12 protein-coding genes, 5 tRNA genes and 1 pseudogene are annotated in these 14,282 nt (G+C 49.9%); 16 read left to right on the forward strand and 2 right to left on the reverse strand.

The window, feature by feature from the left end; all coding sequences use genetic code 11:
* Positions 1–11 precede the first annotated feature (11 nt).
* Positions 12–680 (reverse strand): Bax inhibitor-1/YccA family protein, encoded by a 669-nt coding sequence (locus QWJ10_RS20620; RefSeq protein WP_289929520.1) that lies wholly within the window; start codon positions 678–680, stop codon positions 12–14.
* Between the two features lie 124 nt (positions 681–804).
* Here QWJ10_RS20620 and QWJ10_RS20625 point away from each other — a divergent pair.
* The 16 genes from QWJ10_RS20625 to QWJ10_RS20700 all read left to right on the forward strand — a co-directional run bounded on the left by QWJ10_RS20625 (position 805) and on the right by QWJ10_RS20700 (position 12,618).
* Positions 805–894, forward strand: a tRNA-Ser gene (locus QWJ10_RS20625).
* Between the two features lie 132 nt (positions 895–1,026).
* Positions 1,027–1,671, forward strand: coding sequence for a UvrY/SirA/GacA family response regulator transcription factor (gene uvrY / locus QWJ10_RS20630; RefSeq protein WP_289929522.1), 645 nt, complete (start codon positions 1,027–1,029; stop codon positions 1,669–1,671).
* Between the two features lies 1 nt (position 1,672).
* Complete coding sequence (gene uvrC / locus QWJ10_RS20635; protein WP_289929523.1) at positions 1,673–3,499, forward strand: excinuclease ABC subunit UvrC; 1,827 nt, start codon at positions 1,673–1,675, stop codon at positions 3,497–3,499.
* A gap of 32 nt (positions 3,500–3,531) precedes the next feature.
* Positions 3,532–4,089: a CDP-diacylglycerol--glycerol-3-phosphate 3-phosphatidyltransferase gene (pgsA, locus tag QWJ10_RS20640; RefSeq protein WP_010794641.1), complete on the forward strand. Its 558-nt coding sequence runs from the start codon at positions 3,532–3,534 to the stop codon at positions 4,087–4,089.
* 64 nt (positions 4,090–4,153) lie between these two features.
* Positions 4,154–4,229: transfer RNA gene (locus QWJ10_RS20645), tRNA-Gly, on the forward strand.
* A gap of 41 nt (positions 4,230–4,270) precedes the next feature.
* Positions 4,271–4,344, forward strand: a tRNA-Cys gene (locus QWJ10_RS20650).
* 124 nt (positions 4,345–4,468) lie between these two features.
* Positions 4,469–4,555, forward strand: a tRNA-Leu gene (locus QWJ10_RS20655).
* A gap of 668 nt (positions 4,556–5,223) precedes the next feature.
* The gene (gene thrS, locus QWJ10_RS20660) at positions 5,224–7,146 is read left to right on the forward strand and encodes a threonine--tRNA ligase (RefSeq protein ID WP_289929527.1); all 1,923 of its coding nucleotides are present in this window, start codon (positions 5,224–5,226) and stop codon (positions 7,144–7,146) included.
* Entirely contained in the window at positions 7,146–7,697 is a 552-nt protein-coding gene (gene infC / locus QWJ10_RS20665; protein WP_010794563.1) for a translation initiation factor IF-3, read from the forward strand. The genes thrS and infC overlap by 1 nt, the downstream gene beginning before the upstream one ends.
* Positions 7,698–7,758: 61 nt before the next feature.
* A complete protein-coding gene (gene rpmI / locus QWJ10_RS20670; RefSeq protein ID WP_010794562.1) occupies positions 7,759–7,953 on the forward strand; it encodes a 50S ribosomal protein L35 in 195 nt (64 codons plus the stop codon).
* Between the two features lie 26 nt (positions 7,954–7,979).
* Entirely contained in the window at positions 7,980–8,336 is a 357-nt protein-coding gene (rplT, locus tag QWJ10_RS20675; protein ID WP_010794561.1) for a 50S ribosomal protein L20, read from the forward strand.
* Between the two features lie 94 nt (positions 8,337–8,430).
* Complete coding sequence (pheS, locus tag QWJ10_RS20680) at positions 8,431–9,435, forward strand: phenylalanine--tRNA ligase subunit alpha (RefSeq protein WP_289929530.1); 1,005 nt, start codon at positions 8,431–8,433, stop codon at positions 9,433–9,435.
* A gap of 17 nt (positions 9,436–9,452) precedes the next feature.
* A complete protein-coding gene (gene pheT, locus QWJ10_RS20685) occupies positions 9,453–11,831 on the forward strand; it encodes a phenylalanine--tRNA ligase subunit beta (protein WP_289929532.1) in 2,379 nt (792 codons plus the stop codon).
* Positions 11,832–11,834: 3 nt separating this feature from the next.
* Positions 11,835–12,137 (forward strand): integration host factor subunit alpha, encoded by a 303-nt coding sequence (ihfA, locus tag QWJ10_RS20690; protein ID WP_010794558.1) that lies wholly within the window; start codon positions 11,835–11,837, stop codon positions 12,135–12,137.
* Complete coding sequence (locus QWJ10_RS20695; RefSeq protein WP_010794557.1) at positions 12,118–12,474, forward strand: MerR family transcriptional regulator; 357 nt, start codon at positions 12,118–12,120, stop codon at positions 12,472–12,474. Before ihfA ends, QWJ10_RS20695 begins: the two co-directional genes overlap by 20 nt.
* Positions 12,475–12,541: 67 nt before the next feature.
* A tRNA-Pro gene (locus tag QWJ10_RS20700) sits at positions 12,542–12,618 on the forward strand.
* Positions 12,619–12,697: 79 nt separating this feature from the next.
* On the opposite strand, the pseudogene QWJ10_RS20705 reads toward QWJ10_RS20700, so the two are convergent.
* Positions 12,698–13,805, reverse strand: a pseudogene (locus QWJ10_RS20705) (tyrosine-type recombinase/integrase); the annotation flags it as partial.
* Positions 13,806–14,282: the final 477 nt, after the last annotated feature.

The following is a 14,282-nucleotide window of genomic DNA, read 5'->3' on the forward strand; positions in this document are numbered from 1 at the left end:
TACAGGTCTCGTTAATCATTGCTGCTGGCAAAGCCTAGCAACTGAAGCAGGCTGACAAACAGATTGTATATCGAGACGTATAGGCTGATGGTAGCCATGATGTAGTTATCTTCCCCGCCATGGATGATGGCGCTGGTTTGGAACAGAATTGCTGCCGAGGCAAACAGCACAAAGCCCGCACTGATCGCAAGCTGCAAGCCGCTGATATTCACAAAGAACGACAGCGCTATTGCGCCTAGCAATATCCAGAATCCGGCCATTAGAAAGCCCGACAAAAAGCTCATGTCTTTGCGGGTAATCAGTGCATATGCCGACAGGCCAAAGAAGACCAGGGCAGTCATGCCTAGGGCAGAAAAAATGATGCTTCCGCCATTAGGCAGGCCCAGATACATATTCAGTATCGGGCCTAGGGTGTAGCCCATGAAGCCGGTAAGCGCAAACGTGCTGACCAGCCCCCAGCCACTGTTACGCAATTTCACAGTGAGAAAGAACAGACCATAAAAGCCGATCAGAACTACAAAAATGTTGGGATATGCAACACGCATCTGCTGCGAGACGTAAGCTACCAAGCCACTGAAGGCCAGCGTCATTCCCAACAGAGCATAGGTGTTGCGCAGCGTGCGACTAATGTCGCGCCGTTCGGCAACCGCAGGGTTGAAGGCATATTGACGCTCGTTCATAACGACACTCCTAATGTGGTCGAAACCTATTCATACCATAAGATAATAACAACTCTTTGAAAAAAAATAGATTTAAGTGTTTGACAGCGTGTTTCGTTCGGGTAATATTGCGGCCCGCACCTGCGGAGGTGTGGCCGAGTGGTTTAAGGCAACGGTCTTGAAAACCGTCGAAGGGGAGACTCTTCCGTGAGTTCGAATCTCACCGCCTCCGCCATCTTCTTGCTTCAAGTCATCGTGCGTTTATCTCTGACTTGTGTATAGTCGTTACACATTCTTTCGCATTTATTAGCTTGAGACGAGTCTTAGGCTTGTAATTGGCTTATGCATCAGCGTTATGAGGTGCACGGTGATTAAAGTGCTGGTGGTCGACGACCATGATCTGGTAAGGGCCGGTATTATCCGTATGTTGGCGGATGTCGATGGCATTCAGGTCATTGGTCAGGCAGATTCTGGCGAGAATGGATTAAATCTTGTCAGAGAGTTAAAGCCTGATGTGGTCCTCATGGACGTCAAGATGCCAGGCATCGGCGGCTTGGAAGCTACTCGAAAGCTTCTTCGTAGTCATCCCGAGGTAAAGGTCATTGCAGTAACGGCATGTGAGGAAGATCCCTTTCCGACTCGTCTGTTGCAGGCTGGGGCTTCTGGTTATCTTACAAAAGGTGCGGATATCCAGGAGATGATTACTGCTATACGTCATGCATTTGGCGGTCAGCGGTACATAAGTGCTCAGATTGCTCAGCAGTTAGCGCTAAAGTCTTTTCAACCTCAAAGCAATGGCTCGCCGTTTGATCTTCTTTCAGAGCGCGAAATCCAGATCGCATTAATGATTGCTAATTGCCATAAGGTTCAAGTGATCTCCGATAAGCTTTGCCTGTCGCCCAAGACCGTTAACACCTATCGTTATCGTATTTACGAGAAACTCTCCATTACCAGTGATGTGGAGCTGGCTTTATTGGCAGTTCGTCACGGGATGGTAGACGCTACGAGTTGAAATGACCGAAACGTTTGATCCTTCTGCTTTTCTTTCTGGCTGCAGTTCTCGGCCAGGTGTTTATCGAATGTTCGACGAAAGCTCCAAGGTGCTTTATGTCGGAAAAGCAAAGAATCTCAAAAAGCGCCTTTCGAGTTACTTCCGCAAAACTGGCTTGGCTCCCAAGACAGCGGCGTTAGTAGCAAAAATTTCCCAGATTGAGATAACTATTACTGGGAATGAGACAGAGGCGCTTCTGCTTGAACAGAACCTTATCAAGCAGTTACGCCCCCCTTACAATATTCTCCTTCGGGATGACAAATCTTATCCTTATGTCTTTCTGTCAACTGAGGATGAATTTCCTCGGCTTGCTATCCACAGAGGCGCTAAAAAGGAACGGGGCCGCTATTTCGGTCCGTATCCGAGTGCGGGTGCTATCCGAGAAAGTCTGAATCTCTTGCAAAAGGCATTTATGGTGCGCCAGTGTGAGGACGGTTTTTTCAAGAACCGTACTCGCCCCTGTCTTCAATATCAAATCAAGCGCTGCAAGGGTCCGTGCACTAATATGGTTTCCCGAGAGGAATATGCTGAAGATGTACGTCATTCGGCTATGTTCCTGGAAGGGCGGAGCAATGCCTTGGCTGAAGAGCTAAGTGCAGTTATGGAAAAGGCTGCCATGGCTTTGGATTTTGAACGGGCCGCCGAGCTGCGTGATCAAATTGCCTTAGTGCGACGAGTGCAGGATCAGCAGTATATAGAGGGTGGAAGCGGGGATGTAGATGTTATCGCTGCGATGGTGAATCCAGGTGGTGCATGCGTTCATCTAATCACTGTGCGTGGCGGCCGTGTTCTTGGTAGCAAAAACTTTTTTCCGCAGGTTGCGATTGAGGAGGAGTCCCATAACGTTCTTCTTGCATTTTTGGAACAGTATTATCTTGCTCATATGGAGCGGGATTTGCCCGATGAAGTCATCGTAAATACCGTTCATGAGGACTTCCCAACCCTCATAAGTGCCTTTAACGAATTGCATTCTCGAGGTCTTGAGATCTCGCATCGTGTTCGAGGCACTCGTGCCCGCTGGCAGCAATTGGCTGTGACAAATGCTGAGCAGGCGCTTAATACTCGGCTTGCTAATCGCCAGCATATGGCTGCTCGTTTTGAGGCGCTTACGGATGTGTTGGGGTTGGCTGAGGCGCCACAAAGGTTGGAGTGCTTTGATATTAGCCACTCAAGTGGGGAGGCTACAGTTGCTTCCTGTGTGGTGTTTGGTCCTGAGGGGCCTATTAAATCCGATTATCGCCGATACAATATTGAGGGTGTCACGGCAGGTGATGATTATGCTGCCATGCATCAGGCGTTGACCCGTCGTTTCAGTAAGCTCAAGGATGGGGAGGGTAAAACGCCTGATATCTTACTGGTGGATGGCGGTAAAGGGCAGTTGGCAATGGCTCGTGATGTGCTTCAAGAGCTGGCGGTTCCGGATCTCGTCTTGTTGGGTGTGGCTAAGGGTGTAACTCGCAAGCCAGGTTTGGAGACACTCTATCTGAATGATCCCTCTAATGAGTTCAGCTTGCCGGGTCACTCTCCTGCATTGCACCTGATACAGCAGATTCGTGACGAGGCGCATCGCTTTGCTATTACGGGGCATCGAGCAAGAAGAGGGAAGGCGCGTAGGACATCTACACTTGAAGATGTTGCAGGAGTAGGGCCGAAGCGGCGTAGAGAGCTGCTTAAGTACTTCGGAGGCCTGCAAGAGCTTAATCGTGCAAGTGTCGATGAGATAGCCAAGGCGCCAGGAATTAGCAAAAAACTAGCTGAGCAGATTTATGCTGCACTGCACAGTGAGTAGAATGTCCAGACATTCATATATTTCCTGTGCCAATGAACATTCCTAACCTGCTTACTGTTCTGCGCGTTCTGCTCATTCCTTTCTTTATTGCTCTGTTTTACATGCCGGTTTCTTGGAGCTATTGGGCGGCGAGTTCAGTGTTTGCCTTGGCTAGTTTTACTGATTGGCTGGATGGCTACTTGGCTCGTCGATGGAAACAGAGTACTCCATTCGGAGCTTTCCTGGACCCGGTTGCTGACAAGCTCATGGTTGCGGTGGCCTTGGTGCTTTTGGTTCAGGAACATGCCACTATTTGGTTAACGTTGCCTGCTACCATTATTATTGGTCGAGAAATTGTAGTGTCAGCCCTTCGTGAGTGGATGGCAGAATTAGGGGCGCGAGCTCAAGTAGCTGTATCTAGTCTTGGAAAATGGAAAACAGCGGCGCAGATGGTGTCTTTGATTGTGCTGTTGGCTAATCCTCCTCAACTGACGTTCTGGGTTTTGACAGGGTATGTTCTTCTGATCATTGCGGCTGCGCTTACGCTTTGGTCTATGTGCAGTTATCTGCTTGCGGCTTGGCCGCATCTGAGCATAACGAAGAAAAAATAACTTTTTTGAATCAATGAGTTGACAGCGTCGTTGGATTGTATAGAATGGCGCCCGTCACCAAGACGCGGGAATAGCTCAGTTGGTAGAGCACGACCTTGCCAAGGTCGGGGTCGCGAGTTCGAGTCTCGTTTCCCGCTCCAGTTTGTCAGTCAGCTCCGCTTTAATTGGGGTTGGCTTATGAGGCCGGGTGGCAGAGTGGTCATGCAGCGGATTGCAAATCCGTGTACGCCGGTTCGATTCCGACCTCGGCCTCCACTATGTAGCCCTGCAGATCTAGCGGTCTGTAGGGCTTTTTATTTTTACTTTGTTGTTCGCTGTGCTGCTAAGTTGGATTGTTTGCTATCTATCCCTAGCTAAATGCTCAGTGTAGAGCGCTACCGCCCGGATGGCGAAATCGGTAGACGCAAGGGACTTAAAATCCCTCGGAGGAAACTCCGTGCCGGTTCGATTCCGGCTCCGGGCACCAGTTGTAATAAGGGCTTGACTTGATTGGTCAGGCCCTTATTTTTTGAGGCAAGGTCTGGCTGCTTTATAGTGGCAATCGGCCTACTATCTGCTCAAACATTCTTTTATTCGTGAAGTAGCCCTTTGAAAAGCGCCAGGCAATGGGCTTTCCTTCGTCTGTTTTCAATGTAATTGAAAACACCGTTGAATCTAGCGCCCTTGCTAACAACGCGTAGTCTTTCAGGCTTATTCTTACAATCGGTATGTCTGGAATGATCACGGCAAGTCGATCCCGCTTTGGTTATGCGAGTTATCGGCCTGTGTTGGCTATTCTTCAGTTTCAATCCAGTAGTTTTTACAGCTACGGCATGCCAAAAGTGATCTTTGATCAAGTGCCCAGGTGATGGCTTGCTTTCAAGTTGTGCTGCGTGAAAACCACTAGGTAGCTAGACTGACTAGCTTGGTGTGGAGGGCTAATATTTTTAGGTGCGGCCTAATGCTTGGTTGTATAGCTAATCATTTTCTGAAAGCATATATATTCTTTGTTGCTCCAGTGATCCTTCATCGATTAATTGAAAAGTGCATAGGCCTGCCATCGTTCGGTAGGATATATAATTCGATGCTGTAGCTTACTGGCTCATCCGAACCATGTGGCCCTTGGTATGGGTCACCACTGTTAAAGGAGGCGCCATGCCCACTATTACTCTTCCCGACGGTAGCCAACGTTTATTCGATCATCCTGTTACAGTCACAGAGGTCGCTCAGTCTATAGGCACTGGATTAGCGAAAGCTACTCTGGCAGGCAAAGTAGATGGACGTCTGGTGGATGCTTGCGATGTTATTGATCATGACGCGTCCCTGCAAATTATTACGCCTAAAGATGAAGAGGGTTTGGAGATCATCCGTCACTCTTGTGCTCATCTGGTTGGTCATGCTGTAAAGCAGCTGTTCCCGACAGCGAAGATGGTAATTGGTCCTGTTATTAATGAGGGATTCTATTACGACATCTCGTATGAGCGTCCTTTTACGCTGGATGATCTGGCTGCTATCGAAACGCGGATGCGTGAGTTGATCGATAAGGACTACGACGTCATCAAGCGTATGACTCCGCGAGAGCAGGTTATCGAGACGTTTAAAGCGAGAGGGGAAGATTACAAGCTCCGCTTGATTGAAGATATGCCTGATGAAAAGGCAATGGGGTTGTATCATCATGAAGAGTATGTGGACATGTGTCGTGGTCCGCATGTGCCCAATACCCGCTTTTTGAAGGCATTTAAGCTAACGAAGCTGTCTGGTGCCTACTGGCGTGGCGACTCCAAAAACGAACAATTACAGCGTATCTATGGTACGGCGTGGGCTGATAAAAAACAGCTGGCAGCTTATATTCAGCGCATTGAAGAAGCTGAAAAACGTGACCACCGCAAGCTAGGCAAGCGGCTGGATCTCTTCCATACTCAGGAAGAGGCGCCAGGAATGGTGTTCTGGCATCCTAACGGCTGGACTGTTTATCAGGCGCTTGAGCAGTACATGCGCCGTATTCAGCATGAAAACGGCTACTCCGAAATCCGTACGCCACAAGTTGTGGATCGTTCCCTTTGGGAAAAGTCCGGCCACTGGGCTAACTATGCCGACAACATGTTTACGACTGAATCGGAAAGTCGTGACTATGCCATTAAGCCAATGAACTGCCCGTGTCACGTGCAGGTGTTTAATCAGGGGTTAAAGAGTTACAAGGAATTGCCTCTTCGTCTGGCAGAGTTCGGCGCTTGTCACCGTAATGAGCCATCAGGCTCTTTACATGGCATTATGCGTGTCAGAGGGTTTACTCAAGATGACGCTCACATTTTCTGCACAGAAGACCAAATGCAGGAAGAGGCGGCTGCTTTCATTAAGCTTACTTTAGCGGTTTACGCTGATTTCGGATTCACTGATATACAACTGAAGCTTTCTACCCGTCCTGAAAAGCGTGTTGGCTCAGATGACTTGTGGGATCAAGCAGAATCAGCATTAGCTGCGGCGCTTGATCATGCAGGGCTGGCCTATGACTTGCAGCCGGGAGAAGGTGCATTCTACGGTCCAAAAATTGAATTTTCTTTGAAGGACTGTCTAGGTCGAGTATGGCAATGCGGTACGCTACAGCTTGATTTTAATTTGCCGTCTCGTCTCGGTGCTGAATACGTCAGTGAAGATAATAGCCGTAAGCACCCAGTAATGCTGCATCGTGCTATCCTTGGTTCCTTTGAGCGATTCATCGGTATTTTGATTGAGCATTACGAGGGATCTTTCCCGGCGTGGCTTGCTCCAACTCAGGCAGTGATCATGAATATCACTGACAAACAGGCCGATTTCGCTAACGAAGTGGTGCAAATTCTTGATCAAAGCGGTTTCCGAGCTAAAGCTGACTTGAGAAACGAGAAAATCGGCTTTAAAATTCGGGAGCATACTTTGCTCAAGGTTCCCTATCTTCTTGTTATAGGTGATCGGGAAGTTGAATCAAGAGCCGTGGCTGTACGCACGCGTGAAGGTGCTGATCTGGGCTCAATGCCTATTGCGGACTTCAAGGAGCTTCTAGCTCAAGCAGTTGCTCGTCGCGGTCGACAAGAATTGGAGTAATGACTATTAAGCGTGAAATGAGACAGGATAAGCGAACTCAACCCAAGGCTCCGATCAACGAGAATATCTCGGCTCGTGAAGTCCGGTTGATTGGTGCTGACGGCCAACAGATTGGCGTCGTCTCGATTGATGAAGCGCTACGCGCTGCTGATGAAGCCAAGCTGGACTTGGTGGAAATTTCCGCCGATGCAGTACCTCCTGTGTGCCGCATCATGGATTACGGCAAGCATCTTTTCGAGAAGAAGAAGCAGACCGCAGCAGCGAAAAAGAACCAAAAACAGGTTCAGGTAAAAGAAATCAAGTTTCGCCCAGGGACGGAAGAAGGGGATTACCAGGTAAAACTACGCAACCTGGTACGTTTCCTTAATGAGGGGGACAAGGCCAAGGTATCCTTGCGATTCCGTGGTCGTGAGATGGCCCACCAGGAGCTGGGTATGGAGCTGTTAAAGCGGGTCGAGGCTGACCTTGCTGAATACGGTGCCGTAGAACAGCATCCTAAGATGGAAGGACGCCAGCTAATTATGGTCATCGCCCCTAAAAAGAAAAAGTAACCACCAGGGCACTGGCAGGCCTTGCGGTTATGCGTAATCACCCAATGCGGAGTATATGAACATGCCAAAGATGAAAACCAAAAGTGGTGCAGCGAAGCGTTTTAAAAAGACCGCTTCCGGCTACAAGCACAAGCACGCGTTCAAGAGTCACATCTTGACCAAAATGACCACCAAGCGTAAGCGCCAGCTGCGTGGTACATCTCTGATGCACCCGTCTGACGTTCAAAAAGTTGAGCGCATGCTGCGCGTTCGTTAATCGGTCACAAGGTAAAGGTATAACTCATGGCTCGTGTTAAGCGTGGCGTAATTGCCCGTCGTCGTCATAAAAAAATTCTGAAGCTGGCTAAAGGTTACTACGGTGCTCGCTCTCGCGTGTTCCGTGTTGCTAAGCAGGCTGTGATCAAGGCAGGCCAATACGCCTATCGTGACCGCCGTCAGCGCAAGCGTCAGTTCCGCGCCCTATGGATCGCTCGTATTAATGCTGGTGCTCGTATGAACGGTCTGTCTTACAGCCGTTTCATTGCTGGCTTGAAGAAAGCGGCCATTGAGATCGACCGTAAGGTTCTGGCCGATCTGGCGGTAAATGAAAAAGTAGCGTTCGCTGCGATTGTCGAGAAAGCTAAAGCTTCTTTGGCTTAAGCCCTGTGTCAATCAGGGCCTTGGCCCGACAGTAACGTCACCAGTAGGGGAAGGGCCTAAAGCTCTTCCCCTATTTTGTATCTGGAGTCAGTGAATGGAAAACCTGGAGGCACTGGTCAGCCAAGCGTTGGAGGCCGTGCAGCAAACTGAAGACACGACTGTTCTTGAACAGCTACGGGTTGGCTACCTAGGGAAAAAAGGTGAGCTTACCCAGGTCATGAAGACGCTGGGCAATCTGCCTGCAGAAGAGCGGCCGAAAGTCGGTGCGCTGATCAATGCGGCTAAAGAGCGTGTGCAAGATGCGCTTAACGCCCGCAAACAGTTTTTAGAAGAATCCGCTTTGGCTGAAAAGTTAGCGGCGGAGCGGGTTGACGTAACATTGCCTGGCAGAGGGCAAACAACGGGTGGTCTGCACCCTATTACCCGTACTTTGGAACGTATCGAGCGACTTTTTACAGGTATTGGTTACAACGTGGCTGAAGGCCCTGAAATCGAAGACGACTACCATAACTTCGAGGCGCTTAATATTCCAGGTCACCACCCGGCTCGTGCTATGCACGATACGTTTTATTTTAATGCTACACGTCTACTGCGTACGCATACCTCACCCGTGCAGATTCGTGTCATGGAGCAGCAGCAGCCTCCGATTCGTATCATCTGCCCAGGCCGAGTTTATCGCTGCGATTCCGATCAGACGCACTCGCCGATGTTTCATCAGGTAGAAGGGCTTGTGATTGATGAGAAGGTCAGCTTTGCCGACCTCAAGAGCACGATAGTGGGTTTTCTGCGCGAGTTTTTTGAAGAAGACCTAGAGGTCCGCTTCAGACCTTCTTATTTCCCATTCACTGAGCCTTCTGCAGAAGTCGACATCCGTCGACATGTCAATAAAGACGGCCAGCTGACCCCTAGCTGGCTTGAAGTCTTAGGTTGCGGAATGGTGCACCCTAACGTGCTGCAAATGGCGGGTATCGATCCTGAGAAATATCAGGGCTTCGCGTTTGGTATGGGCGTTGAGCGCCTAGCCATGCTGCGTTACGGCGTAAATGACTTACGGCTGTTCTTCGATAACGACCTGCGCTTCCTGGCGCAATTCCGCTAGCTTTAATAGGGGGCACAATGAAATTCAGTGAACAGTGGTTGAGAGCTTGGGTAAGTCCGCCGGCTTCTCGGGACGATTTAGTCGCTCAGTTATCCATGGCAGGTCTTGAAGTAGACGACGTCGAGCCGGTGGCCGGGCAGTTCAGCGGTGTGGTAGTAGGAGAGGTGCTCGCCATTGAGCGGCATCCTGGCGCTGATAAGCTGAATGTATGCCGTGTTAGTAATGGCCAGGAAGAGTTTCAGGTCGTGTGCGGTGCGCCAAATGTGCGTGCTGGTCTGAAGATTCCCTTCGCTATGATTGGCGCCAAGCTGCCAGGTGATTTCACTATAAAGAAAGCCAAGCTGCGCGGCGTTGAGTCTCAAGGCATGCTGTGTTCTGCTAGTGAGTTGAGCGTATCAGAAGATAATGCAGGTCTGATGGAACTGCCGTCAGATGCACCGGTAGGCAAGGATTTCCGTGATTACTTGGGGTTGGATGACGTTTCTATAGACGTTGATCTAACGCCTAATCGCGGCGATTGTTTATCAATCGCCGGCCTCGCTCGTGAAGTTGGTGCGCTCTATGGCGTTCCAGTGCATGAGCTTGATGTTCCACCTGCACAAGTAAGTATAGAAGATGCACGCCCAATTGAGGTTGTTGAGCCTTCTGCTTGCCCTCGTTATGTAGGGCGTGTGCTAAAAAATGTTGACCTCTCCCGCCCTACGCCACAATGGATGGTAGAGCGCCTGCGGCGATCCGGGATTCGCAGAATTGATGCTGCGGTCGATGTAACTAATTACGTTATGCTTGAGCTTGGGCAGCCTATGCATGCTTTTGATCTCAACGAGATCAAGGGCGGCATTCGTGTTCGCTTAGCGCAGCCCGACGAGAAGCTGGTTCTGTTAGACGGCCAAGAGATTACTCTTCGCCCGGATACGTTAGTTATCGCCGACCATGAGCGTGCGCTAGCCATAGCTGGGATCATGGGGGGGGAATACAGTGGTGTAAGCGCCACTACTGCGGATCTGTTCCTGGAAAGCGCCTTCTTCGATCCTATTGCTGTTGCTGGTAAGGCGCGTTCCTATGGCCTTCACACTGACTCTTCGCACCGCTTTGAGCGCGGAGTAGACTTTGATCTGCCTCGTCGTGCAATGGAGCGCGCTACAGCCCTACTGGTAGATATTGTCGGTGGTGAACCAGGTCCGGTGATAGAGATAGCAAGTGCTGAACATTTGCCTGTTAAGACCTCTATTACTTTGCGTAGTGAGCGCATCGAGCAAGTGCTAGGTCTGCGTCTTGAGAGTGATGAAGTTGAGCGCCTGCTGAAAGGTCTTGCATTGACCGTTGAGTCTACTGATGAAAACCAGTGGAAAATTGGCATTCCTAGCCATCGTTTCGACATAGCAATCGAAGTCGATTTGATAGAAGAATTGGCGCGCCTTTACGGATATAACCGCCTTCCGACTCGTTTTCCACAAGCACGCTTGGCTCCAAAAGGATATGCCGAGGCGCGTACTGGCCTTTCGCAATTTCGACACCAGCTGGTTGCTCGGGGTTATCAGGAAGCTATTACTTATAGTTTCATAGACGAAAAGACATTCAAGCTATTCTCGCCAACGCTTGATCCAGTATTGTTGGCTAATCCGATTTCTCAAGATATGGCTGCTATGCGCGCTTCGCTTTGGCCGGGCTTGGTCAAGGCGCTGCAGCACAATCTTAATCGCCAGCAGAGTCGGGTGCGCTTGTTTGAATCAGGGCTTCGTTTTGTCGGTTCACTAGATGATTTGGCGCAAGAGCGTGTCTTGGCTGGTCTAATTTCGGGCTCACGCTTTCCAGAAAGCTGGAACTCTGGTTCTGAGCGTGTAGATTTTTTCGATATCAAAGGCGATGTTGAATCGCTGTTGGGTTGCGGTGAGGATGCAGGTGATTTTACCTTTTTCGCGGCAGAGCATCCTGCGCTGCATCCTGGACAGACTGCACGCATTGAGCGTGACGGCCGGCTGGTGGGTTATGTGGGAGCATTACATCCCGAGCTATTAAAAGCTTTGGATTTAGATCAACCTGTTTATGTATTTGAAGTGTTGCTAGGTGAGGCGGAGCAGAGATGCCTACCGCGTTTCCAGGAGCTGTCACGTTATCCAGAAGTACGTAGAGACTTGGCAATTCTAGTGAATATAGAGGTATCTTCGGCGGATGTTTTGTCTGTTGTACGGGACAAGGCTGGTGAGTGTCTGGTTGATTTAAGACTCTTTGACGTATATCAAGGCAAGGGCATTGATCCGCTTAGAAAAAGTCTTGCAGTTGGCTTGACCTGGCAGCATCCATCACGCACTCTTACTGATGAAGAAATCAACGAAACGACACAGAAAATCCTCGTTTCCCTAGAAGAAAGGTTCAACGCCACATTAAGGAAATAGCGTATGGGGGCTCTGACGAAAGCTGAGTTGGCTGAACGTCTCTATGAGGAGCTTGGCCTGAATAAGCGTGAGGCCAAGGAACTAGTGGAGTTGTTTTTCGAAGAAATTCGAAATGCTTTAGAGCAGAACGAGCAGGTTAAGCTATCAGGTTTTGGTAACTTTGATTTGCGAGATAAGCGTCAGCGCCCCGGACGCAATCCTAAAACAGGCGAAGAGATACCAATCACGGCACGCCGTGTAGTGACTTTCCGTCCTGGGCAAAAACTTAAGGCCAGGGTAGAAGCGTATGCTGGAACCAAGCCATAATAATGAATTACCTGCTATACCGGGTAAGCGATACTTCACTATAGGTGAGGTAAGTGACCTCTGTTTGGTTAAGCCCCATGTCCTTAGATACTGGGAGCAGGAGTTTCCTCAGCTTAACCCGGTAAAAAGGCGAGGTAATCGTCGTTATTACCAGCGACAAGATGTCATTATGATCCGTCAGATCAGGGCTCTGCTTTATGACCAAGGTTTTACCATAGGCGGGGCTCGTCTAAGGTTGTCGAGTGATGATGCTAAGGATGATACTACCCAGTATCGCCAGCTAATAAAGCAAATGATTAGCGAATTAGAGGACGTTTTGGGCGTTCTTCAAAAATAATTTAAAAAAACCTTCCATTTATCAAAACCTTAGCTTAATATGTTCGCCATCTCGCAAGGGATACAGTCGGGGCGTAGCGCAGCCTGGTAGCGCACTTGCATGGGGTGCAAGGGGTCGAGTGTTCGAATCACTCCGTCCCGACCAATGAACATCAGCATTAGAGGCCAGTTAGAGATGACTGGCCTTTTTTGTGTGCGTGACTTTTGCGTGACTTCTCATGATTTCATGCCTGCTTCCTCTTCAAAATCGTAAGGACCGGTCCGCGTGAGTCGGTTGCCGATACCTTGTTGGCTGCGTCAATCAGTTGTCCTAGTTCCGCGCCGGAATAGTGACTGGTGATGCTGCCGTTCTTGTGGCAATAGTGCCTTGCGATCTTCTTCGGTTACGCCTGCTGCCCTAAATCGTCTGCCAAACGAATGTTTAAGGTCATGCACGCGGATTGACCGAAACCCAGGGTGAGCACTGGTCTTGTGTATTTGCTCCCACTTGTCAGCTGCTCTGACCCTGGCCTTCTTCCATGCGCTGTCATTCATTCGGTGTACTGCGGTAGGTCCTTGTCCGTCTGATACCCCGTAAGGGAACACCCAGACTGGATGCAGACCGCGCTGCCCATCAATGACCAACATCGCTACAGAGTTGAGCACCACCAATCGCTCATCACCGTTTTTCACTCCCGCCTTTTCATGCCTCCCACCAAAGCCGGCCGGAATCAGAAACACGCTGGCTCCAATCTCTGGCACCTTGATTTCCCATTCCCACCTCAGCTTGCACACTTCCTGCTCCCGGCAGCCGGTATTGACCTTGTACAAGGCCATGCGCCGCAGATGGTCGGTCAGTTCAGCGAAGAGAATCGACTGTTCCACCCATGAAAGCGGGCAGGGCTTGCGTGCCGCCTTAGCCTCGTCCAGCTTCTTGATCATGGGCACGGCATCCAGCCATGGCCGCTTCTCTTCATCCCGCCACTTGCGAGCACACAGGTTCAAGATCCTGATCACCCGCTCGAGCGTGATGTTCACCGTCCTAGCTGATACACCGTCCACTTCCAGCTTGTGCTTGATAAACAGCTCAAGCGCTTCGTCGTCGATATGGATGAGAGGTATCGAGCCAATGAAGGGGTGTAGCTGCTTCAGATACTGCACGGTCAGCTGAATAGACGGCTAATCCTTAAACTCCTTGTTGGGCCTTGCTGCGGCTTCCTCCCACAGCCTTACCTGTCTGATCCCATGTACCTTTTGCTGTCTCAGTTGCTCCAGGCGGTGGATCAGATAACGTTCGGCTTCTTGCCGGTCACTGACTCCAGTGCTTTCATAAAGTCGTACTCCGTCGACCTTTTTATTGTGACGTCACCTTAACGCAGGTCTATCAAAATCACGGGCTTTCTGCGCGAGTCCTCAAAAAGTAATGATCAATAAATGGCTAATTTAGGTTTCGCTCAAAATAAAGCTTGACCTGTGAGCGGAGGGGCCTATAATGCGCCCCACTTCCGCTGCAACGGAACAGCAAAAAGCCTTGTAGATCAATGGTTTAGCTGTTTACTCAGGGTCAGGCCTCCGGTCTGGCAGAAGCGGAAAGAGGGAAGCGGTAGTTGACAAGCCTTTAGGTTTGTGTAGAATACGCCTCCCGCTGCCAGAACAGGTTTCCTGATCCGGCAGGTCCGGCAAGCGGTTCAGCGGGTTAGACAGGTTGAACAAAATGCTTGACAGGACAAGAGGTTAGCGTAGAATGCGCGCCTCGGTTGAGACGAAGGTCTTAACCAACCGCTCTTTAACAAGTTGAATCAAGCAATTCGTGTGGGTGCTTGTGCTGTA

Source organism: Pseudomonas sp. WAC2 (genome assembly GCF_030403525.1).
Classification (GTDB): domain Bacteria; phylum Pseudomonadota; class Gammaproteobacteria; order Pseudomonadales; family Pseudomonadaceae; genus Chryseomonas; species Chryseomonas luteola.